Origin of the sequence: Phenylobacterium sp., from assembly GCF_036563285.1 — a bacterium.
In the GTDB taxonomy this organism is placed as follows: domain Bacteria; phylum Pseudomonadota; class Alphaproteobacteria; order Caulobacterales; family Caulobacteraceae; genus Phenylobacterium.
Map to the genome: position 1 here is coordinate 205,567 of NZ_DATCMR010000011.1, position 20,663 is coordinate 226,229.

16 protein-coding genes and 1 tRNA gene are annotated in these 20,663 nt (G+C 70.0%); 9 read left to right on the forward strand and 8 right to left on the reverse strand.

Features of this window, described 5'->3' with window-relative positions; genetic code table 11:
- The first annotated feature begins 141 nt into the window (after positions 1 to 141).
- Positions 142 to 1,437, forward strand: coding sequence for a lytic murein transglycosylase (locus VIL76_RS11720; RefSeq protein WP_332045215.1), 1,296 nt, complete (start codon positions 142 to 144; stop codon positions 1,435 to 1,437).
- On the opposite strand, the gene VIL76_RS11725 is transcribed toward VIL76_RS11720, so the two are convergent.
- Positions 1,434 to 2,747, reverse strand: a complete 1,314-nt coding sequence (locus VIL76_RS11725; RefSeq protein WP_332045216.1) for an MFS transporter — start codon at positions 2,745 to 2,747, stop codon at positions 1,434 to 1,436. The genes VIL76_RS11720 and VIL76_RS11725 overlap by 4 nt on opposite strands.
- Before the next feature lie 109 nt (positions 2,748 to 2,856).
- Here VIL76_RS11725 and motA point away from each other — a divergent pair, with 109 nt between their 5' ends.
- The 4 genes from motA to VIL76_RS11745 all read left to right on the forward strand — a co-directional run bounded on the left by motA (position 2,857) and on the right by VIL76_RS11745 (position 6,494).
- Positions 2,857 to 3,723, forward strand: coding sequence for a flagellar motor stator protein MotA (gene motA / locus VIL76_RS11730; RefSeq protein ID WP_332045217.1), 867 nt, complete (start codon positions 2,857 to 2,859; stop codon positions 3,721 to 3,723).
- A 177-nt stretch (positions 3,724 to 3,900) separates the two neighbouring features.
- Entirely contained in the window at positions 3,901 to 4,200 is a 300-nt protein-coding gene (locus VIL76_RS11735; RefSeq protein WP_332045218.1) for a hypothetical protein, read from the forward strand.
- 67 nt (positions 4,201 to 4,267) lie between these two features.
- Positions 4,268 to 6,019, forward strand: coding sequence for a tRNA (5-methylaminomethyl-2-thiouridine)(34)-methyltransferase MnmD (mnmD, locus tag VIL76_RS11740; RefSeq protein WP_332045219.1), 1,752 nt, complete (start codon positions 4,268 to 4,270; stop codon positions 6,017 to 6,019).
- 61 nt (positions 6,020 to 6,080) lie between these two features.
- Positions 6,081 to 6,494 carry a DUF6491 family protein gene (locus VIL76_RS11745; RefSeq protein ID WP_332045220.1) on the forward strand — a complete coding sequence of 138 codons (414 nt, stop codon included), beginning with the start codon at positions 6,081 to 6,083 and terminating at the stop codon, positions 6,492 to 6,494.
- A gap of 46 nt (positions 6,495 to 6,540) precedes the next feature.
- On the opposite strand, the gene VIL76_RS11750 is transcribed toward VIL76_RS11745, so the two are convergent.
- The 6 genes from VIL76_RS11750 to cpdR all read right to left on the reverse strand — a co-directional run bounded on the left by VIL76_RS11750 (position 6,541) and on the right by cpdR (position 15,111).
- Entirely contained in the window at positions 6,541 to 9,696 is a 3,156-nt protein-coding gene (locus tag VIL76_RS11750) for a TonB-dependent receptor domain-containing protein (RefSeq protein WP_332045221.1), read from the reverse strand.
- 420 nt (positions 9,697 to 10,116) lie between these two features.
- Positions 10,117 to 13,077 (reverse strand): TonB-dependent receptor domain-containing protein, encoded by a 2,961-nt coding sequence (locus VIL76_RS11755; protein ID WP_332045222.1) that lies wholly within the window; start codon positions 13,075 to 13,077, stop codon positions 10,117 to 10,119.
- A 274-nt stretch (positions 13,078 to 13,351) separates the two neighbouring features.
- Positions 13,352 to 13,918 carry a hypothetical protein gene (locus tag VIL76_RS11760; protein ID WP_332045223.1) on the reverse strand — a complete coding sequence of 189 codons (567 nt, stop codon included), beginning with the start codon at positions 13,916 to 13,918 and terminating at the stop codon, positions 13,352 to 13,354.
- 135 nt (positions 13,919 to 14,053) lie between these two features.
- Positions 14,054 to 14,575, reverse strand: coding sequence for a DinB family protein (locus VIL76_RS11765; protein WP_332045224.1), 522 nt, complete (start codon positions 14,573 to 14,575; stop codon positions 14,054 to 14,056).
- Positions 14,576 to 14,612: 37 nt separating this feature from the next.
- Positions 14,613 to 14,687, reverse strand: a tRNA-Val gene (locus tag VIL76_RS11770).
- Positions 14,688 to 14,754: 67 nt separating this feature from the next.
- A complete protein-coding gene (gene cpdR, locus VIL76_RS11775) occupies positions 14,755 to 15,111 on the reverse strand; it encodes a cell cycle two-component system response regulator CpdR (RefSeq protein ID WP_332045225.1) in 357 nt (118 codons plus the stop codon).
- Between the two features lie 107 nt (positions 15,112 to 15,218).
- Here cpdR and VIL76_RS11780 point away from each other — a divergent pair, with 107 nt between their 5' ends.
- The 3 genes from VIL76_RS11780 (at position 15,219) to trhA (ending at position 18,992) form a co-directional block, all read left to right on the forward strand.
- A complete protein-coding gene (locus VIL76_RS11780; RefSeq protein ID WP_332045226.1) occupies positions 15,219 to 16,127 on the forward strand; it encodes an N-formylglutamate amidohydrolase in 909 nt (302 codons plus the stop codon).
- 316 nt (positions 16,128 to 16,443) lie between these two features.
- Positions 16,444 to 18,279 carry a translational GTPase TypA gene (gene typA / locus VIL76_RS11785; RefSeq protein WP_332045227.1) on the forward strand — a complete coding sequence of 612 codons (1,836 nt, stop codon included), beginning with the start codon at positions 16,444 to 16,446 and terminating at the stop codon, positions 18,277 to 18,279.
- Positions 18,280 to 18,326: 47 nt separating this feature from the next.
- The gene (gene trhA, locus VIL76_RS11790) at positions 18,327 to 18,992 is read left to right on the forward strand and encodes a PAQR family membrane homeostasis protein TrhA (protein WP_332045228.1); all 666 of its coding nucleotides are present in this window, start codon (positions 18,327 to 18,329) and stop codon (positions 18,990 to 18,992) included.
- Here the strand turns inward: trhA and VIL76_RS11795 are convergent.
- On the reverse strand, positions 18,989 to 19,441 hold the full coding sequence (locus VIL76_RS11795) for a GNAT family N-acetyltransferase (RefSeq protein ID WP_332045229.1): 453 nt from the start codon (positions 19,439 to 19,441) through the stop codon (positions 18,989 to 18,991). The two genes, trhA and VIL76_RS11795, sit on opposite strands and share 4 nt — an antisense overlap.
- Before the next feature lie 54 nt (positions 19,442 to 19,495).
- Between VIL76_RS11795 and VIL76_RS11800 the strand changes: the two genes are divergently transcribed.
- Positions 19,496 to 20,662 (forward strand): aminotransferase, encoded by a 1,167-nt coding sequence (locus VIL76_RS11800; RefSeq protein ID WP_332045230.1) that lies wholly within the window; start codon positions 19,496 to 19,498, stop codon positions 20,660 to 20,662.
- Position 20,663 lies beyond the last annotated feature (1 nt).

Sequence of the window (20,663 nt, forward strand, 5' to 3'; positions counted from 1 at the left end):
GGGCGCATGGACGCGCCCCGCGTCCTTGGGTTCAACAAGAGAGCGGCGGCATATACGGGCGGGCCTGCCTTGAGTCAACGGTTTCGCCTGCGACCGCGTTGTCATGTTCCGGCCCCAGCCGTCGGATACTAGACTCTGCCCATGCGCCGCCGATACGCCCTGATTCTCCTCTACGTCCTGGCCGGTTGCGCCACGCCCGCCGGCAAGACGCCCGTGCCGCCTGCGCCGGAGTCCACGCCGCCGCACGTCGCCGAGGTCCCGAAGGCGCCGGCCGGGCCGATCACGCCGCCCACCGCCTCCGGCGACATGGTGTTCGACGTCTGGGCGCAGCAGTTCTACGCCCGCGCGCTCGCCGCGGGCGTCACCCGCGAGACCCTGGACCGCGAACTCGCCGGCCTGACGCCCGATCCGCGGGCCACCAGCCTCGACAGCCGCCAGCCGGAGTTTTCCAAGCCGGTCAGCGACTACCTCAAGGGCGTGGTCAGCGGCGACCGGGCGGCGATCGGGGCCCGCCGCCGCGCCGACCTGACGTTCCTGGCCGCCGTCGAGGAGAAGTACGGCGTCCCACGCGACATCCTGCTGGCCATCTGGGCCCTGGAGAGCGGCTTCGGGGCGATCCAGGGCGACATGGACGTGGTCCGCTCCCTGGCCAGCCTGGCCGCGCAGGGCCGCCGGCGCGACTGGGCCGAGGGCGAGCTGATCGCAGTCCTGAAGGTGATCCAGGCCGGCGAGCACCCGCGGAGCCGGCTGAAGGGCTCCTGGGCCGGCGCCATGGGCCAGACCCAGTTCATCCCCACGACCTTCGCCTCCACGGCAGTCGACTTCGACGGCGACGGCAAGCGCGACATCTGGGGCTCGCAGGCCGACGCCCTGGCCTCGGCCGCCAACCTGCTGAAGAAGGCCGGCTGGGTGGCCGGCCAGAGCTGGGCGCGCGAGGTCTCTGTCCCTGACGGCTTCGACTGGAGCGTCACCGAGGGCCCGCGGCTCACGCCCTCGGAGTGGGAGGCCAAGGGGGTCAAGCGCGCCGACGGCCTGCCCTGGAGCCCGGGGGACGCCACCGCCCAGGCCCAGCTGGTGGCCCCCGCCGGCGCCGGCGGGCCCGCCTTCCTGCTGTTCCCGAACCACTTCGCGATCCGCAAGTACAACAACAGCCTGGCCTATGCGCTGGGCGTCGGCATGCTCGCCGACAGTTTCACCGGCCAGGGGAAGCTCGCCAGGGCTTGGCCCGACGAGACCCCGCTCGCCCTCGTCGACCGCATGACCGCGCAGCGGGCGCTGGCGGCCCTGGGCTTCGATCCCGGCCAGCCGGACGGCGTCGTGGGCGCCGGCACCCGCAAGGCGCTGCGCGACTGGCAGAAGGCCCGCGGCCTCGTCGCCGACGGCTACCTCTCGCCGGCCATGGTCCAGAAGCTTAAGACCGAAGCCGGCGCGAGCTAGGGCGAACCCCCCTCGTCGCTCTTCTCCAGGGTGGCCATCGTCGCCGCCTCGCGGCTGGCGGGCTGCGGGTCGGCGTTCTTTAACTGGCGGTTGGTGAAGGCGAATACGCCCATGCCGATCAGCAGGGCCAGGTTCAGCAGGAAAGGCGCGGACTGCATGTGCCGGTAGAGGCTCATGAACAGCGGCGCGAGCACCACATTGATCCCGTTCACCGCCGCGATGGCCCCGGCCGCGCGGGCCTGCTCGCCCATGCCGACGGCCAGCGAGGCGCCGGCCGTGAACCCGGGCCGCGCCAGGCCAAAGCCGAGGGACGAGACCGCGTAGCCCGCCACCACGGTCCAGTAATCGGGCGACAGGGCGACCATCAGGTTGCCCAGCGCCGCCACGCCCACGCCCCAGCGCAGCAGCTGGCGCGGCGTCATCTCGAACATGCGGATCACACCCCACTGCGCAAGCAGCCCGGCGACCGCCCCGAACATCATGGCAATGGCGATGAACCCCTGGGCCTGGGCCGGGGAGAACCCGAGCTTGTCGATGATCAGGAAGCCCAGCGTCTGGGCCTGAGCGGTCTGACACGAGGCGACGACGAAGCCGTAGATCAGGAAGGGCGTCACGCGGGGGTCGCGCCACATGGGGGTGTCGCGTTTCGCACCGGTCACGGGCCGGCGCGGCCGCTTGGCCTCCTGCGGCACCGGCGCGTCCTGCAGATAGCGCCAGACGACGAGCAGCATGGCGCCGGCGATGAGCGCGAAGGTGAACAGCGGCCCGGCGAGTCCCACGACGGGGAAGATGAAGAGCGGCGCGAGGAACGGGCCGATCACGGTCCCGAGCCCAAACGCGCCCGCCAGGTTGGCCATGGCCTGGGTCCGCTTCTCCGGCGGGGTGCGCTCCGCGACATAGGCCTGGGTAGCGGGGTTCGAGGCCGCCCCGAACAGGCCGAACAGCGCCCGGGCCAGCAGGAACAGCACGAAGATTACCAGGGGAGCCGCCAGGTGCCGCAGGCCCGCGCTGACCACCACGCCGCACAGCGCCATGGAGACCATGAAGCCGGCCAGGCCCACCAGCATCAGCGGCTTGCGCCCGTAGCGGTCCGACGCCCTCGCCCACCAGGGCGATGAGAAGGCCCACAGCAGGGCCGACAGCGAGAAGATCGCCACCACCAGCTCGTCCGGGATGCCGATGGACCGCCCGATCGCCGGCAGCACCGAGATCAGGCCGGTGTTGCCCATGGCCGTCGCCAGCGAGACGCCGAAGATGATGGCGAACGCCTTGCGCGGGAGCGCGCTCTCGGGGGCGGCGGGGGCGGGCATGGTCCGGGCTTAAGGGCGGCCGGCGCCGGGCGCCACCCCGAATGCGTGCTCACCGGCCATTAAGCATTAACCCCGATGCTCCGCGGGACTACCGGGAGCCCCTACGTCCATGTTCCAGATCATCGGCCTGGTGCTGCTGTTCGCGCTGGTCTTCGGCAGCTACATCATTTCCGGCGGCAACATGGGCGTGATCACCCACGCCCTGCCTCACGAGATGATGGCCATCGGCGGCGCGGGCGTGGCGAGCTTCCTGATCGCTAACTCGCTGCCGGTCATCAAGGGCACCGGCGCCGGCGTGGGCAAGGCGTTCGCCGGCCCGAAGTGGAAGCCTGCCGACTACCGCGACCTGCTCTCCCTGCTCTTCCTGCTCACCAAGACCATGAAGACGAAGGGTGTCATCGCGCTCGAGAGCCACATCGAGAACCCGAAGGAATCCACGATCTTCACCCGCTTCCCGAAGATCATGAAGGACCACTTCGCCATCGACTTCATCTGCGACACCCTGCGGATGATGACCATGAACCTGGAGGATCCGCACCAGGTCGAGGACGCGATGGAGAAGCAACTCGAGAAGCACCACCACGAGGCGCTGCAGCCGCCGCACGCTATGCAGAGCCTGGCCGACGCGCTCCCGGCGCTGGGCATCGTGGCCGCCGTGCTGGGGGTCATCAAAACCATGGGCGCCATCACCGAGCCGCCGGAGATCCTCGGCGAAATGATCGGCTCGGCGCTCGTCGGCACCTTCCTCGGCGTGTTCCTGGCCTACGGCATGGTCGGACCGATCGCGACCCGGATGAAGGAGATCGTCGAGGAGGAGAGCTCCTTCTACAAGATCATCCAATCCGTCCTGGTCGCTCACCTGCACGGCAACGCCGCCCAGATTTCGGTGGAGATCGGCCGCGGCAGCGTGCCATCCGGCGCCCAACCCAGCTTCCTGGAGCTGGAAGAGGCGCTGTCGAACATGCCGAACGAATAGAGGCGCGCCGCTCGCGGCCGCGGCCTGCCTGCGACACAAAGCCTAAAAAAGTGATCACGAAACCGTGATTAAAGGGCTTGCCCCCACGTCAAACGAGCGCAATATCCCACTCGCGTCTGAGGGGACTCCGCAAAGCCCGGCGGGCGCAGTTGACACTCCTAGATGAGGATCAGGGATATGACCGAAGTGCTCCGCAAGCTGGCCATCGCCGGCGCCGTCGTCGCCGCTCTGGGCGTCGCCGCCTGCACCCCGAAGGCCGAGGAAAAGGCTGACGCCGCCGCCGAAGCGACCACCGAGGCGAACACCGCCGCGGCCGCCGCCGACACGGCTCAGAACGCCGCCGCCACCGCCGCTGACGCGGCTGCCAACGCTGCCCAGGCCGCCGGCGACACCGCCGCGACCCCGGCCGCGCCGGCCGGCGACGCCGCTGCGTCGACCACCACCACGACCACGACCGCTCCGGCCGAGAAGCACTAAGCTTCCGGCAGCGATCGCTGCTAACGAGGGGGCCGCCCGAAAGGGCGGCCCTCTTTGCGTTTGGGACATGGACGAGCCGCAGACCCCGCTCACCTGGACCGAGGACGGCCACCCGCGCTCGCGGATCTTCGGCGACGTCTACTTCTCGGCGCAGGACGGCCTGGCCGAGACCCGCACCGTCTTCCTGGCCGGCTGCGGACTGCCCGAGGCCTGGAGCGGACGCCGGCGCTTCACGGTGGCCGAACTGGGCTTCGGGACCGGCCTCAACATCGCAGCCCTGCTCGACCTCTGGGGCCGCACCCGAGAGCCTGGCGCGCGACTGCACGTCTTCAGCGTCGAGGCGCACCCGATCGCCGCCGAGGAGTCCGTCCGCGCCCTGGCGCGCTGGCCCGAGCTCTCCGCGGTCGTCGAGCTGCTGACCAGGCGCTGGCCCGGCCGCGCCCGCGGCGTCCACCGGGTCGACCTACCTGAGCTCGGCGCGATCCTCGACGTGGCGGTGATGGACGTGGCCGAGGCGCTGGCGGGCTGGTCAGGCGCGGCCGACGCCTGGTTCCTCGACGGCTTCTCCCCGGCGCTTAATCCCGGCATGTGGCGCGACGATGTCCTGGCCCTGGTCGCGGCCCGCTCGGCGCCCGGCGCGCGGGCCGCCACCTTCACCGTGGCCGGCCAGGTTCGCCGCGGCCTCGTGGCGGCGGGGTTCGAGGTGGAGAAGCGGCCGGGCTACGGCCGCAAGCGTGAGCGACTGGAGGCCCGGCTGCCGGGGCGCGCGCCGCCGGATCCCGCCGTGCGCCGCGTCGCCGTCATCGGCGGCGGGATCGCCGGCGCCTCGGCCGCCCGGGCCGTGCGCGCTCTGGGCGCGGAGCCGGTCGTCATCGAGAAGGACCATCCCGGCGCCGGGGGCTCCGGCAATCCCGCGGCCTTGGTCACGCCGCGCCTGGACGCCGGCCTGGGCGCGCCGGCGCGCCTGTTCGCCCAGGCCTTCGGACGCGCCGTGCGCCTCTACGAACAGGACGGCCCCGAGGCGATCCTCAGGCGCGGCGTTCGGCAACTCGCCGCCGGCCCACGCGACGCCGAGCGGTTCGCCAAGATCGCCGCCTCGGGGCTCTTCGAGCCCGAGGCCCTGGAAGCCTCCGACGCGGGCCTGGACCAACGCACCGCGCTCGTCCTGGAGCCCGCCCCGGTGCTGGACGCCTGGATCGGGGCCGTGGTGCACGCGACGGTGGGCGGGGTTCGCCGCGACGGCGACGCCTGGCTGGTCGAGACCCCCCAAGGCGGCGAGATCCTGTGGGCCGACGCCGTTATCGTGGCCGCAGCCATGGACTCCGCGACCCTGGCGCCCGACCTGCCGCTGACGGCGGTGCGCGGGCAGGCGAGCTGGACCGACACCCGCCTGGCCCCCATCCCGGCGACCGCGTGGGGCGGCTACGTCCTGCCCATCCGCCACGGCCTGCTGTTCGGCGCCACCCACGACCGCGGCGATGGAGCCATCGACGTCCGCGCCGAGGACCACCGCCGCAACCTGGAGACCCTGGCCGCCGCCTTTCCCGACCTCGCCGCGCGGCTGGAAGGCGCCGAGCTCGCCGGCCGCGCCTCGATCCGCGCTATGACGCCCGACCGCCTGCCCCTGGCCGGAGCGGGGGCGGACGGCGTCCTGCTGCTCACCGGCTTCGGCTCGCGCGGCTTTGCCCACGCGCCCCTGCTGGCGGAGCACGTGGCCGCCCTGGCGCTCGGCGCGCCCTCGCCCCTGCCGCGCGACCTCGCCGAGTTGGTCGATCCCGGCCGCTTCGCCCGCCGCGCCGCCCGGCGCAGCAATTCCTAAAGCCGGAACCGCGCCCTATATTCCAAGGTCTTCGGGGGACACCCAGCCAGGGACCGAAGGAATGCTGAAGAAATTGATCTGGGCGGCGCCCGTGGCGGCCGTCCTGGCGCTCGCCGCCGCCCCGCAGTTCGCCGGCGCCACCTCGCCGGTGGAGCCGCCCGCCAAGGCCAAGCCCGCGAAGCAGTGCTTCTGGGCGCGCAACGCCAACGGCTTCGCTGCGCCGGACGACCGCACCCTCAACGTGCGCGTGGGCGTTCGCGAGGTCTTCCAGTTCGAGATGTTCGGGCCGTGCCACGAGATCGACTGGGCCCACCAGATCGCGCTCAGGAGCCGCGGCGGCTCGACGATCTGCACGGGCATGGACGCCGAGGTGATCTCGCCCTCGGTGCTCGGCCCGCAACGCTGCATGGTGCGCAGCGTGCGCAAGCTGACGCCCGCCGAGATCGCCGCCCTGCCCAAGGGCGCGCGGCCGTAAGCGAGAACCCCTCCCCGCGAGCGGGGAGGGGCAGACGCGCAGGTGGTCAGAAGCGCTTCTTGACGCCAGCCACGAAGACGCGGCCCAGCGGGTTACCGCTGCCGGGATCGTAGTTGTACTGGGTGCCGATCGCGAAGGGCGGCTCCGCGTCGAAGATGTTCTGCACGCCCAGGGTCAGGGTGACGTCCCAGGGGAGCTGACCCGTGTAGGTCAGGTCGTGCTGCCAGTACTCGTCGATCTTCGACGTGCTACGCACGTTCAGCGCCAGCGACAGGGCCGTGGCCTCACTCTGACGGGTCGAGGAGATGTGCCGCACCTGCCACCTCAGGTTATGCACGTCCCGCGACCAGTTCACGTAGGCGTTGGCCCGGAGCTGGTGGTAGCCGGTGAAGATCGAGGCGCGGAAGGTGCCCACCCGGTCGATCACGCCGGCGGCGTTCGAGGGCACGCCCTCGATCGTGTACGGCGCTTCCTTGTACTCCAGAAGCCAGGTGCCGTCGAAGCCGGCCTGCAGGTTGCCCCACAGCGCCTCGCCGATGTCCAGGTTGGCCTGGAAGTCCAGACCGGAGGTCTTGATGCCGCCGCCGTTGATGTACTGCGTGCGGTACGAGAGGATCCGCGCCCGGTTCACCGCCGCCGTCGCCGCAGGATCGCACGGCGAGGTCAGGGTGAGCCTCGCCAGCAGGGCCGCTGGGCCGCAGCCGCCGGTGGTGGGCATCGCCAGCGCCAGGAGGTCGGCGGTGGCCTCGCTGGTCAGCTGGTCCTTGAAGTCGAACTGCCAGTAGTCGAGGGTCGCGTTGAAGCGGCCGATCGTCAGGATGACGCCCGCGTCGAGGGTGTCGGCCGTCTCGGGCTTCAGGTTCGGGTTGCCGTAGAGATCGTTGGCCCGATAGGTGCCGCTGGCGTTGGTCAGGCCCCGGTCGAAGGTCGCTTGGGTGATGGTCGCCAGAGGGGCGCGGTAGGTCGAGCCCACCGAGCCGCGCAGGGCGAGCCACTCGTTGACCTGCCAGCGCGCGGAGAGCTTGGGGTTCGAGGTGCTGCCCAGGCCCTGGTAGTCCTCGTAGCGGCCCGCCAGCGTCACCTCCAGGTCGTCCGTCACCGGCACGCGCACTTCGGCGAACAGCGAGGTGATCTGGCGTGAGACGTCGGACGGGCTGTTGTTGGCGTTGAACAGGAAGGGGCCGGTTCCCGTGGTCGGGCAGGGCGGCACGCCGTCGCCGAACGGCGGGCTGTCCACGCAGGGCGTCGCCTCGGTGTCGTACAGCGGGTCGGGGTTCTCGATGTAACGGTCCCACCGGTACTGGGCGCCGGCGGCCCAGGCGATGGAGTCCTCGCCCCAGAGTCGCCACCCGGTATCGCCGTTGAAGATCAGGTCGGCGACGAAGAGCTTGGTCGTATTGGTCTGGTACTGCTTCTCGACCATCCAATCGAGCAGCGCCGCCCGGTTGGCCTGGGCCTCGTTGAAACCGGGGACCGCGCTCGACCCGATGTAGAACGGGTTGGCAGGCACGGCCGAGAGGCTCTGCTCCATCGCGTTGGCGAAGGGGTTGAAATAGAAGCAGCCCAGCGAGGCGTTGCCGGCGTTGGTCGTGAAGTTGTTCGTCTCGGCGGCGGTGCACTGGTCCGCGTGCCCATCCCGGCTGCCGTAGCCCCGCAGGCCCAGCTGCAGGCGGTTCACCGAGGTGTCCTCGAGGTTATAGCGGTAGTCGATCTCCTGGTACGCCAGCGAGGCGTCGAAGCCGATGTCGCGCCAGATCTTGCCGCGGAAGCCGCCCACTGCACGCCAGGTGTCGGTGTTGTAGGTGTAGTGCGAGTGCCGGTCGTCCTCGTGGGCGGCCCCGGCGAAGCCCACCGGCCGCCAGGCCGTCTGGCTGGCGGTCACGCCATGGAGCGCCGCGTTGGCGACCTGGGCGCGCGCGGCGGCCAGGCCCGTGGCGCAACTGGCGGCGTCGACCCCGTACGGCAGGGGTCCCGACGTGCAGCTGGCGGCGTTGATCTGCTGGACGAGCGCGACCAGGCCCGGGTTGGTGTTCGGGATGTAGAAGCGCGACTGCTCCGAGGTGCCCGTCGCCGGATAGGGCGACACGCCGCCGCCGGGCGAGGCGCCGGACGCAAGGATCGGCGCCGGATACTGGTTGGGGCCGGTCAGGGCCCAGTGCTGCAGCGGCGTCTGGTTGCGGTTCCAGAGCGCTTCGGCGTGGAACTCGATGTCGTCGGTGAACTCGTAATTCACCTCGCCGTAGAGCGTGTAGTGGTTCTCGTTCTCCACCAGGTTGTCGAACACCGTGTACTGGAAATTGCACGCGGTGGGACTGACGGTGGCCGTGGTGAGGGCGTAGGGCGCGCCGCCGTTCACGGCGCAGCCGATATCCATCAGGTTGCCGGTGAAGCTCGCGCTGGAGAAGCCGGTGTTGGGCGAGCCCACGGGCGCCGTGGGCGAGGTGTTGTAGAGGCCCGGGTTGCCGGTGCCCGCCCAGCCGCCGAGCGGGTTCTGCAGGTACCCCTCAGGTCCGGTCCGGATCGCCCAGTCGCGTTCGAACACGGAAAGCTGGGATCGCGCCCTGTGTCCCGCCATGAGCAGCACGCTGCCGCGGTCGTTGGCGTGACCCCATACTGCGCTGAGGTCATAGTCGCCGTCGGAGCCCCGGATGAACTGATAATTGGCGTTGAGCTCCAGGCCGTCGAAGTTCTTCCGCGTGATGAAGTTCACCACACCGCCGATCGCGTCGGAGCCGTAGGTGGCGGCCGCGCCGCTCTTCAGCACCTCGACCCGCGCGATGGCGGCCGTGGGAAAGCTGTTCACGTCGACCGAGCCGAGCGAGCGGGTGGTAAAAGCCACACGCCGGCCGTTGAACAACACCAGCGTGCGCGCGCCGGTGGCGGCGGAGTTCAGGTTGCGCAGGTTGATGGTGGCGGTGCCGTTGCCGGCGCCGAAGCGGTTGTTCTCGCCGATCACCGCGCCTGACGAGGGGATCGTCTTGATGAGCTGCACCATGCTGGGCGAGCCGCGACGTTCGATCTCCTGGGCGTTGACGACATCGACGGGCAGGGCCGCGTCCTCGGGCGTCCCGGCGATGAACGAGCCGGTGACGATGACCTCCTCCACTTCGGAGGGGGCCTGGGCGGCGGCGGTCGTGGAAATGCCGAGGCCCAGAACGACGGCCAGAATGGAGCCGCCACAGAAGTATGTGCTCTTCAACATGATGATGTTCCTCCCCTCAAGAGGCCCTTCGCCCCGTCTGACGCGGGGGTTTTCAGACCCTGAGCACGCCGATCATCCGACGGCTTAACCAATGCCGCCAGAGTTTTTCGGCGGCGACACATGCGGAGGACCAGGCGCGGCGGGCCCGAACGAGGTTTTGCGCTACGTGTTTGATTCCGCAGCGTCAGACTACTCACTCAAAACAACGTTCTCATACCGCAGTTTCGAAATATTCCGTTCGGAGCCAGGGCCGCGAAACTTGTGAGGTTCACGGGCGCATTCCGAGCCTCCAGCCGTTCCGGCCGCCACGTTCCAGCGACTCAAACGAGCAGCCGATCGGGGCTGTGGCATAAAAGCCGCGCACCAAAGAAGACGCCGCCGGTGCACCGGCGGCGTCGCAGAAGGGGGTATCGGCCGCGCCTAGAACCGCTTCGTCGCGCTCAGCTTGATGGTCCGGCCGAGCGGGTTGGCAGTGAACGGGTCGTAGCCCAGGTCCAGCCGCGCGAACGGCGGGTCGGTGTCGAACAGGTTGTCGATGTCGAGGATGATGGTCGTGTCCCACGGCGCCTGGAAGCGGTAGGTGGCGTCCAGCGTCGTGAAGGCGTCGATCTTCTGGCCCTTGTTGGACTTGGGCACCGGGGCGCCCGTCGCGTCCTGCAGCACGTTGGGCAGGTAGGGCGAGGTCCGCTGGTCCACGTAGCTGTCGATGTGGTTCAGCGTCAGGCGGATGTTGTGCGGCCCGGTCGAGTATTCCGCGAAGGCCTGGGCCTTCCAGTTCGGCACCGGCACGATCTGGGTTTGGTAGTTGAGCTTGTTCACGCCTTCGAAGGCGGGGGACACAACGACGCCCTCCACCGTGGTCGCGGCCACCGAGTACTTGTTCGTATAGGTGACCGTCGCGCCCACCGCGGCGCGGCCGCCCCAGATATCGTCGACGTCGTAATTCACCAGTATGTCGACGCCGTTGGTCTGCACCGCCGGCCCGTTGACCACGAAGGTGCGGATCCGCGACAGGTTGGCCACGTTGCACGCTAGTCCCGTGCCGAACACGAACCGCGACTGCAGGCCCGCGAAGGCGGCGTTGCCGCAGTTGCCGGTGCCTGCGCCGGTCGGGAAGAGGGTCGCGAACATGCCGCCCACGGGCTCGGTCACCAGCGGGTTGGCGAAGTCGAAGTTCCAGAAGTCGATGGCCGCCTGGAAGCCGCCGGTCTTCGCCAGGAAGCCGATCGAATAGGTGTCGGCCGTCTCCGGCTCGAGGTCCGGATTGCCGCTGATGTCCACGGCCCGGAAGGCGCCGCCCAGGAATTGCAGGCTGGTCACCTGGCCGGGATCGAGGCTGGTCAACGGCGGCGCCCGGAAGGTGGTGCTCACCGTGCCGCGCAGGGCGAACATGTCGGTGAGCTGCCAGCGGACCGAGAGCTTCGGGTTGAAGGTCGAGCCGACCGCCCCGCCATAGTCCTCGTAGCGGGCCGCCAGCTGGGCCTGGATCGCGTCGGAGAACGGCAGGCTGACTTCGCCGAAGGCCGCCCACACGTCGCCCGACAGGTCCGCAGGCGTGCCGCCGCCCAGGAACATGAAGGGTCCGTTGCGGACGGTGCAGGTGGTGCTGCCGTTCACCGGCGTGTCGATGCAGGGGGTGCGGTTGAGGTCGGTCAGCAGGTCGTACTCGGCCTCATACCACTCCTTCCGGTACTGCATGCCCGCGGCCCAGCCGATCGCGCCGCCTCCGAGCTCGAAGCCGAGCTCCCCATTCAGCACGGCGTCGGCCACGAAGATGGTGCTCGTCAGGTCCGTGCCCGTCGGCTGGAAGAACCAGCGGATCAGCTCCGGGCTGTTCGCGACGGAGGCGTTGAAGTTCGGGTTGGTCTGGCCGGTGATGTAGTTGGTCTGAATGGCGTTCGAGAACGGGTTGAACCACATGCAGCCGTTGGCGCCCGGCGTGGTCCCGGTGCAGTTCGGGCCGCCAAGGCCGCGCAGCGCGAGCTGGAACCGGCTGACCACGGTGTCGTAGCCCACCCGGACCAGGTTGTCGGTCATGTAGGTCGCGGCCACGTCGTAGCCGATGCCGTTGTCGAACTCGCCGTTGAAGCCTCCCGACAGGCGCCAGGCCTTGAATTTACGCGTGCCCCGCGACGAGCCGTCTCCGAACAGCGGGTTGCCGCTGAAGCTGAGCGGCCGGTAGAGCACGCCCGGGAAATATGCGCCGGTGGCGAAGGCCGGGAGCTGCGTCGGGTTCTGCTGCCGGTAGAGCACGAACCCCGGATTGGTCGCCGGCACGAAGTAGCCGGCGGCGAGCCCGGAAGCGACGGCGGGGCTGGTGGTCGCGGTGGGCGCCTGCAGCGCCAGGTACGAGGGCGAGGTGGCCCACTCCGGCGTGTCGGTCTCCGAGTAGAGACCCTCCAGGTGGAAGCGGTGGTTGTCGGCGATGTCCCAGTTCAGCTCGCCGTAGAGCTGGAACCGGTCTTCGCGCTCCACGAGATTGTCGTAGGGCGTGTAGTTCCAGGCGCAGGCCGGGGTCGTGCCGCTGAAGGTGGGCACCCCGCCCAGCGGCGCACAGCCCACGTCCCGCTGCAGCCCCGCCGCGGGCGTGAAGCCGCCGGTCGCTGTCGGGGCCAGCGGCAGGAAGGTCGAGACGGCGTTCCCGGTCGACCAGCCGCTCTCGGGGCTGGTGAAGTAGGGCACCTGGGTGAAGTCGCGCTCCAGGATCGAGAGCTCGGAGCGGTGCTGGTAGCCGGCCGAGAGCAGGATGTTGAAGCTGCCGAAGTCCTTGCCCCACAGCGCCTGGGCGTTCCAGTCGCCGTCGGAGCCGTCGATGAAGCGGTAGGAGCCGCCGACCTCCAGCCCGTCGAAGTTCTTGCGCGTGATGAAGTTCACCACCCCGCCGATGGCATCGGAGCCGTAGGTCGCCGCAGCGCCTTCCTTCAGCACCTCGATCCGGCCGATAGCGGCCGACGGCAGCAGGTTGATGTCCGGCGCGCCCTGGCCGATCGGCGCGGTCACCATGCGCCGGCCGTTGAACAGCACCAGCGTGCGCGCGGCGCCCAGGCCGCGCAGGTTGACGGTGGCGGCGCCTTCCGCGCCCTGCGCGCGGGCGTCGAACTGGTTCGTGTCGCCGATCACGCCGTTGGAGGCGGGCAGCGCCTTCATCAGCTCGACCGTCGACGGCGAGCCCTGCTTCTCCAGTTCTTCGGCGCCCAGCACGTCCACCGGCAGAGCCGCGTCTTCCGGCGTGCCGCGGATGAAGGAGCCGGTGACCACCACTTCGGTCACCTCGTTCGTGGGCGCGGCCGAGGCCTGCTGCGCAGCCGCCTCGGCCGCCCAGCCCAAAGCCAGCGTCGCCGCAACGGCGGACGCGCTGCAGAAGAACCTGCTCTTGGTCATCGCTTTCCTCCCGTCGCCCCCCTCTCCGGCCAGGGGCCGCGGGGTGGCTGAGCGTCACGAATGAGGGGGGAAAGCCAGGACTTGCGCCAGTGGAATGTCAGCGTTCGCCTAACGATGGACGGCGAACGCGGCGCCTGCGCAACACCCGTGTCGCCCTACATTTTACAGCCGCAGGTCGCATGCGGCGCAGCTGGGACGGATGTTACAGCGGCTGATACGAAGAAGGGCCGGGACGTCGCCGTCCCGGCCCCTCCCCTGCTCTCCTGGAACGCGCTTACTGGATGCCGTCGCGCCGCAGCGCCTCGGCGTCCGAGATCCGGCCGCTGGTCGCCGGCACGCCGACGACGGCGGCGACCGGGGTGCCGAACGCGCCGGCGGCGACCGCTCCGCTGGCGGACGCGAAGGTCGTGCGGCCTTCGATCAGCGCCAGGCGGCGGGCCGACTCGTCGGCGATGTTGAAGCGCCGCGGCGGCAGCTGGTTGCGGACGTCGCGCCGGGTGGTGGCCCAGACGAATTGGCCGTCGTTGGTGAGCCCGCGGTACAGGTTGGCGGCTTCGGCGTAGCGGCCGGTCTGCATGTAGGCGGTGGCGAGGTTGAAGCGCGAGCTGATATCGCCGTAGCCGTCGACGGCCTTCTCCAGCATGTTCGCGCCGGTCCAGCGATCGCCGGAGGTGATCAGCGCCAGGCCGGTGGTCTCATGGGCCCGCGAAGCGGCGACGCTCGGCGCGCTGTTGGCGAGGCTGATGGCCTCGGACCGCGCCATCTCGCGCGGACCAGAGGCGCAGGCGGTGGCGGCGAGGCCGGCCAGGGCGATCGTCGCGATCTTCAGGTAGTGGGCCATAGTGTGTAGCTCTCCAAGCGTGACCATCTGGGGCGCACTCGGAAGGGTGATCCGTCCTCAGCTGCGCCATTTGTTTTGCCGGCGCCCAACTGTGGAGGTCTGGCCATTGTTCCGCTTTGGCCGAGCGCCGTTCGATTATTTTTCGCGCGACAGGTGAAGCCGGCCGAGAAGGCCGATCTCGGCGAGGTTCTTCATCAGCTCGGAATTGACCCAGGCGACCGTGGTCGCGAACGGCTGCGGCTCAGTCCACGGGAACGTCGAGGGCCGCGCCAGCGCCTCGGCGTCGAGGCTGGCCAGCACGGTGCGCCAGCGGACCGCCAGCCCGCCCAGCTGCGCGCGCACGCCCTCGGCCGTGCCCGGGTAGCGCACGCCCTCGCGGCGGGGCGGCGGGGCGCCCTCGGCGCGGGCGAGCGCCTCCGACCACCACCAGGCGGCCTGCCAGGCGATCCAGGCGATGGAGGTTGCCGGCGGCGGATCCGGCTCCGCGTCAGCCCAGTCGGCGACCCATTCGGCGCCCACCCGCCGCACCGTCCACGCCCGGGGCGCCGGCGCCCACAGGCACATTTCGTCGGTCAGCGGCGGCAGCACGTGCTGCTCGGCCAGCCGCCACGTCATCTCGAACTGCCAGCGCAGCGCCTCCAGCGCACGGTCGTCCATGCGCCGGTTGTAGATCATTTGGAGGCAGGCAGGAGGATGGTGGACGCGGCTGGGATCGAACCAGCGACCCCCTCGATGTCAACGAGGTGCTCTCCCGCTGAGCTACGCGTCCTTATCCGGTCGTCTCGGGAAGGCGGGGATATAACGGGGCGCCCCGTGGGGCGCAAGCAGACGCGTGGCTAGGCCGCGATCATCCGCTCCACCTCGGAGACGATCTCGCGCAGGTGGATGGGTTTGGACAGCACCTTGGCGCCGGCCGGGGCGGTTTCCTCGGCGGCGAGGGCCACCGCGGCGAAGCCGGTGATGAACATGATCCGCAGGCCGGGGTGACGGGCGGCGGCGAGCCTGGCCACCTCGATCCCGTCCATGCCGGGCATGACGATGTCGGTCAGCAGCAGGTCCCAGTCCTGGTCCAGGATGGAGGCCGCCTCGTCGCCGTCGGCGCAGGCGGTGACCTCGTACCCCGCACGCTCGAGCGCACGCGCGAGGAAGCCGCGCAGGGAATCGTCGTCTTCGGCGAGGAGGATCCTGGGCATGTCTCGAGCGGTTCGGCTGGCGGATGAAGCCTCCACCCTAAGGCTTCAGGAGTAAAGGCGCGATGAACCCTTTGACCCATGCGGGCGCTGAGCGTTCTATGCACGGCATGAACGCTTGGGAGCCGATCGTCGCCGGGGATGCGGCCGCGTGCGCGGATCCCTTTGACCTGCGCCGCGCCCAGGCCGACGGCGAGCCGCCGCCCACGCCGCTGGTTTTCGCCTCGCCGCACTCCGGCCGGCTCTACCCCGACGACATGATGGCCGCCGCCGCGCTGGACGCGGTCTCCATCCGCCGATCGGAGGACGCCTTCGTCGACGACCTGATCGCCGGCTCGGCCGGGCTCGGCGCCTCGGTGATCGCCGCCCGCTTCGCCCGCGCCTACATTGACCTGAACCGCGAGGCCTTCGAGCTCGACCCGGCGATGTTCGCCGACGAGCTGCCGGAGTTCGCCCGCGCTCGCACCGCCCGCGTCGCCGCCGGCCTGGGCGCCATCGCCCGGGTGGTGTCGGAGGGCCAGGAGATCTACGCCCGCAAGCTCACCTTCGCCGAGGCCCGGGCCCGGATCGAGGGCGCCCACCGGCCCTACCACTCGGCCCTGACCAGGCTGATCGCCGAGGCGCACGCCGCCCACGGCTTCGCGATCCTGATCGACTGGCACTCCATGCCGGCCGCGGCGGCTAAGGCCGGGGGGCGCGAACGGCCCTGCGACATCGTCCTGGGCGACCGCTTCGGGGCGGCCTGCGCGGGTCTGCTGACCGCCCGGGTGGAGCGCGAGCTGGAGGCGCTGGGCTACCGGGTGGCGCGCAACACCCCATACGCCGGCGGATACACCACCGAGCATTACGGCCGTCCGGCCCGGCGCACCCACGCCCTGCAGATCGAGATCAACCGCGCCCTCTACCTGGACGAGGCCAAGCTCGTCCCCACCGGCGGCTTCGACAAGCTGAAGGGCGACATCGAGGCGCTCACCCGCACCCTCGCCCAGGCGGACTGGAGCGCGCTGAAGAGCGCCTAAAAAAGAAGGCCGCGCTTGCGGGCGCGGCCAGTTCATAGGGAGGAAACGCCCAACAAGGGCAGGAGACGTCAGCGACGCCTCACATATCCTATTACGCTGCACTGCACCCAAGCGCAACCATGGGCGTCAAAAAACTTCACCATTTGACGGAGATCCGGCAAAAACGTGCGTCATTCCCGCACGTTGCTGCAAGCGGCCATCGCGCCCACTTAGGTGCAGCGCACAAGTCGTCGCGCCCGCCCCGAACAACTTCGGCTGGCGGCGCGGCCTCGCCTCGCTTACAAGCGCGCCTTTCCTGAAAAGTCCCGAAGTCCTCATGTCGCTCCGCAACATCGCCATCATCGCCCACGTCGACCACGGCAAGACCACGCTCGTGGACCAGCTGCTCGCCCAGTCCGGCGTGTTCCGCGCCAACGAGGCGCATGCCGAACGCGCGATGGATTCCAACGACCAGGAGCGCGAGCGCGGGATCACCATCCTGGCCAAGTGCACCAGCGTGCTGTGGCACGGGAAGGCTGGCGACACGCGGATCAACATCATCGACACGCCCGGCCACGCCGACTTCGGCGGCGAGGTGGAGCGGATCCTCGGCATGGTGGACGGCTGCGTGCTGCTGGTGGACGCCGAGGAAGGCGTCATGCCGCAGACCAAGTTCGTGCTGGGCAAGGCGCTGAAGATGGGCCTGCGCCCGATCCTGTGCCTCAACAAGGTCGACCGGCCGCACGCCGATCCCGACCGGGTGCTGAACGAGGCCTTCGACCTCTTCGCCGCCATGGGCGCCACCGACGAGCAGCTGGATTTCCCGCACCTCTACGCCTCGGGCAAGAACGGCTGGGCGACGCTGGACATGGCCAAGCCGAACGACAACCTGGCGCCGCTGTTCGACCTCATCGTCGACCATGTGCCGGAGCCCAGGTCGGCGATGCGCAAGGACGAGCCCTTCCAGATGCTCTCCGTGCTGATCGAGAACGATCCCTTCCTGGGGCGCCTGCTCACCGGCCGCATCGAGTCCGGCAAGGCGGTCCCCGGGCTGCCGATCCATGCGCTGGGCATCGACGGCAAGGAGATCGAGCGCGGCCGGATCACCAAGGTGCTGGCCTTCCGCGGCCTGAAGCGCCAGCCGGTGGACGAGGGCGCCGAGGCCGGCGACATCGTGGCCATCGCGGGCCTGTCGAAGGCCACGGTCGCCGACACCCTGGCGGCCATGGAGGTCACCGAGGCCCTGCCGGCCCAGCCCATCGACCCGCCGACCATCTCCATGACCGTTTCGGTCAACGACAGCCCGCTCGCCGGCCGCGAAGGCGACAAGGTGCAGAGCCGGGTGATCGCCGCCCGGCTCCTGAAGGAGGCCGAGTCCAACGTCGCCATCCGGGTCAGCGAGACCGCCGAGAAGGACGCCTACGAGGTCGCCGGCCGCGGCGAACTGCAGCTGGGCGTGCTCATCGAGAGCATGCGCCGCGAGGGCTTCGAGCTCTCCATCAGCCGCCCGCGGGTGGTGTTCCAGACCGACCCGGAGACCGGCGAGCGGCTGGAGCCGATCGAGGAGGTGATGATCGACGTGGACGACGAGTTCACCGGCATCGTCATCGAGAAACTGTCGGCCCGGAAGGCCGAGCTGAAGGACATGGGCCCGTCCGGCGCCGGCAAGACCCGCCTGCTGCTGATGAGTCCGTCCCGCTCGCTGATCGGCTACCAGGGCGAGTTCCTCACCGACACCCGCGGCTCCGGCGTCCTGAACCGCGTCTTCAGCCACTACGAGCCGTACAAGGGCCCCATCGACGCCGGCCGCAAGGGCGTGCTGGTCTCCAACTCCGACGGCGAGACCGCGGCCTACGCCCTGTGGAACCTCGAGGAGCGCGGGACCATGTTCGTCGGCGCCGGCGAGAAGACCTACCAGGGCATGATCATCGGCGAGAACTCCCGGTCCGACGACCTGGACGTCAACCCGATGAAAGCCAAGCAGCTCACCAACGTGCGCGCCTCCGGCAAGGACGAGGCCGTCCGCCTGACCCCGCCGCGCCGCCCGACCCTCGAGCAGGCGATCGCTTACATCGAGGAGGACGAGCTGGTGGAGGTGACGCCCAAGTCCATCCGCCTGCGCAAGAAGGTGCTCAACCCCAGCTTCCGCAAGAAGCGCGTGCGCGAGGACTAGACGGCCGCCGCCATACGCGTGACATCTGGGGCCTCTATGGAGGCTCCATGGACGCTCCCCTCGTAAAGCCGCCGCGCCATTACCCCACCCCGGCCGCCAAGTGCGCCGACCTGGTGGTGCATGTGGTCGGCCTGACGCTGGCCCTGGTCGGCGGCATCGTGCTGCTGATCCTGGCGGTGGCGGCCGGGCGCATCAGCCTGGTGGTGGGCAGCGCCATCTATGCCGCTGGCCTGCTGGCCATGCTGGCGTTCTCCACCGCCTACAACTTCGGCCACCACAAGTACCGGCCGGTCCTGCGCCGGCTCGACCACGCCGGCATCTTCCTGATGATCGCCGGCTCCTACACCCCCTTCACCCTGCACCTGCCGGGCGCCTGGGCGTGGGGCATGACCGGCGCGGTCTGGTCGATCGCGGCCTTCGGCGCGCTTGGCAAGCTGTTCCTCAAAGGGGTCGACCGGAAGGTCTGGGTGGGCGTCTACCTGGCGCTGGGCTGGATGGTGGTCGTGGCGCTCGGGCCGATGATCGACAACCTCGCCTGGTATGCGCTGGCCCTGCTGCTGACCGGCGGCGTGCTCTACTCCACCGGCGTGGTCTTCTACGTGAACAAGCGCCTGAAGTTCGCCCGCGCCATCTGGCACGGCCACGTGGTCGCCGCCGCCGGCGCGCACTGGGCCGCGGTGCTGCTGGGCGTGGTGCTGGCCGCGCGGAGCTAGTACGGCCGCTCCATGAAGACGTCGGCGCGGGCGTATTCCGTCTCCGCCGGCGCCAGGTCCTTGAACCCCATCGACCGATAGAGCGCCAGGGCCGGCGCCAGGCCCGAGTTGGTCTCCAGGTAGAGTCGCCGAGCGCCCAGCCTTTCCCCCTCTTCGATGCACCGCTGCATCAAACCCTTGCCCAGGCCGGAGCCGCGCAGGTCTTCGGACACCGTCATCTTGGCCACCTCGTAGCCGCCGTCCCCCATCTTCAGCATGGCTACGCAGCCGACCGCGCGCCCGTCCCGCACCGCCATGAAGATCCTGCCGCCTTTCGCGAGGATCTTGCCTTGCGGGTCCTCCAGCACCTCACGGTCCTTCGGCTCGATGACGAAGTGCTTGGCGATCCACGCCTCGTTGAGCATCCGGAACGCCTCGGCGTGCTCGGGGCGATACTCGACGATCTCCATGCGCGCCTCCGTCGGGCTGGTCTTCGCCGACAAGTGAAGCGAAAACCGGCCGCGATGACCAATGCGATTTTCTCAACCATCCCGACGACCATCTTCGAGGAGATGTCGGGACTGGCGCGCACCCTGGGCGCGGTGAACCTCGGCCAGGGCTTCCCCGACGCGCCGGGGCCGGAGGCGATCCGCGCCAAGGCCGCCGAGGCGGTGCTCACCGGCTACAACCAGTATCCGCCCATGGCCGGCATCCCGGAGCTGCGCCGAGCGGTGGCCGGGCACTACCGCCGCCACCAGGGTCTCGACCTCGACTGGCAGGCGGAGGTCACCGTCACCTCCGGCGCCACCGAGGCCTTGGCCGCGGCCTTCTTCGGCCTGGTCGAGCCCGGCGACGAGGTGGTGGTCTTCCAGCCCTTCTACGACGCCTACCTGCCGCTGATCCGCCGCGCGGGCGGAGTCCCGCGCCTGGTCAGCCTGCAGCCGCCGTCATGGCGCTTCGACCGCGCCATGCTGGAGGAGGCCTTCTCCGGCGGGGCGAAGTTCGTGGTGCTCAACAACCCAATCAATCCGGCCGGCGTCGTGCTGCCGGACCAGGACCTGGCCCTCCTGGCCGAATTCTGCGTCGCCCACGACGCCGTCGCCATCTGCGACGAGGTCTGGGAGCAGGTGGTGTTCGGCAATGCGGTCCACCGTCCGCTGATCGCCTTTCCTGGCATGCGCGAGCGGACCGTGAAGATCGGCTCGGCCGGCAAGATGTTCGGCCTCACCGGCTGGAAGGTGGGCTTCCTGTGCGCGGCGCCGCAGCTCACCCACACGCTCGCCCGCGCCCACCAGTTCCTGACCTTCACCACCCCGCCGAACCTGCAGGCCGCCGTCGCCTGGGGCCTGGAGAATTCCGAGGCCTGGTTCCGCGACATGCCGCGCGACCTCGAGCGCTCCCGCGACCGCCTGGTCGACGGCCTCAGCCGCGAGGGTTTCGCCGTCCTCCCCTGCCAGGGCACCTACTTCGTCAACGTCGACCTGCCCGCCTCCGGCGTCACCGAAGCCGACCGCGACTTCGCCCTGCGCGCCGTGAAGCACGCCGGCGTCGCCGCGATCCCCGTCTCCGCCTTCTACGAAGAGCAGCCGGTGACCACGATCCTGCGCCTGTGCTTCCCCAAGCACGACGCCACCCTCGACGCCGGCGTCGAGCGCCTCGCCAAGGCCCGCGACCTCAGCCGCGCCCGCTAGC

Bases quoted from the DNA above. Each gene is read 5' to 3' on its own strand.
- VIL76_RS11750 (WP_332045221.1), bottom strand. From the start codon at position 9,696: ATGTTGAAGAGCACATACTTCTGTGGCGGCTCCATTCTGGCCGTCGTT.
- VIL76_RS11780 (WP_332045226.1), top strand. From the start codon at position 15,219: ATGAACGCTTGGGAGCCGATCGTCGCCGGGGATGCGGCCGCGTGCGCG.
- VIL76_RS11745 (WP_332045220.1), top strand. From the start codon at position 6,081: ATGCTGAAGAAATTGATCTGGGCGGCGCCCGTGGCGGCCGTCCTGGCG.
- VIL76_RS11795 (WP_332045229.1), bottom strand. From the start codon at position 19,441: ATGGAGATCGTCGAGTATCGCCCCGAGCACGCCGAGGCGTTCCGGATG.
- typA (WP_332045227.1), top strand. From the start codon at position 16,444: ATGTCGCTCCGCAACATCGCCATCATCGCCCACGTCGACCACGGCAAG.
- VIL76_RS11755 (WP_332045222.1), bottom strand. From the start codon at position 13,077: ATGACCAAGAGCAGGTTCTTCTGCAGCGCGTCCGCCGTTGCGGCGACG.
- VIL76_RS11735 (WP_332045218.1), top strand. From the start codon at position 3,901: ATGACCGAAGTGCTCCGCAAGCTGGCCATCGCCGGCGCCGTCGTCGCC.
- VIL76_RS11720 (WP_332045215.1), top strand. From the start codon at position 142: ATGCGCCGCCGATACGCCCTGATTCTCCTCTACGTCCTGGCCGGTTGC.
- VIL76_RS11765 (WP_332045224.1), bottom strand. From the start codon at position 14,575: ATGGACGACCGTGCGCTGGAGGCGCTGCGCTGGCAGTTCGAGATGACG.
- trhA (WP_332045228.1), top strand. From the start codon at position 18,327: ATGGACGCTCCCCTCGTAAAGCCGCCGCGCCATTACCCCACCCCGGCC.
- motA (WP_332045217.1), top strand. From the start codon at position 2,857: ATGTTCCAGATCATCGGCCTGGTGCTGCTGTTCGCGCTGGTCTTCGGC.
- cpdR (WP_332045225.1), bottom strand. From the start codon at position 15,111: ATGCCCAGGATCCTCCTCGCCGAAGACGACGATTCCCTGCGCGGCTTC.
- VIL76_RS11760 (WP_332045223.1), bottom strand. From the start codon at position 13,918: ATGGCCCACTACCTGAAGATCGCGACGATCGCCCTGGCCGGCCTCGCC.
- mnmD (WP_332045219.1), top strand. From the start codon at position 4,268: ATGGACGAGCCGCAGACCCCGCTCACCTGGACCGAGGACGGCCACCCG.
- VIL76_RS11725 (WP_332045216.1), bottom strand. From the start codon at position 2,747: ATGCCCGCCCCCGCCGCCCCCGAGAGCGCGCTCCCGCGCAAGGCGTTC.
- VIL76_RS11800 (WP_332045230.1), top strand. From the start codon at position 19,496: ATGACCAATGCGATTTTCTCAACCATCCCGACGACCATCTTCGAGGAG.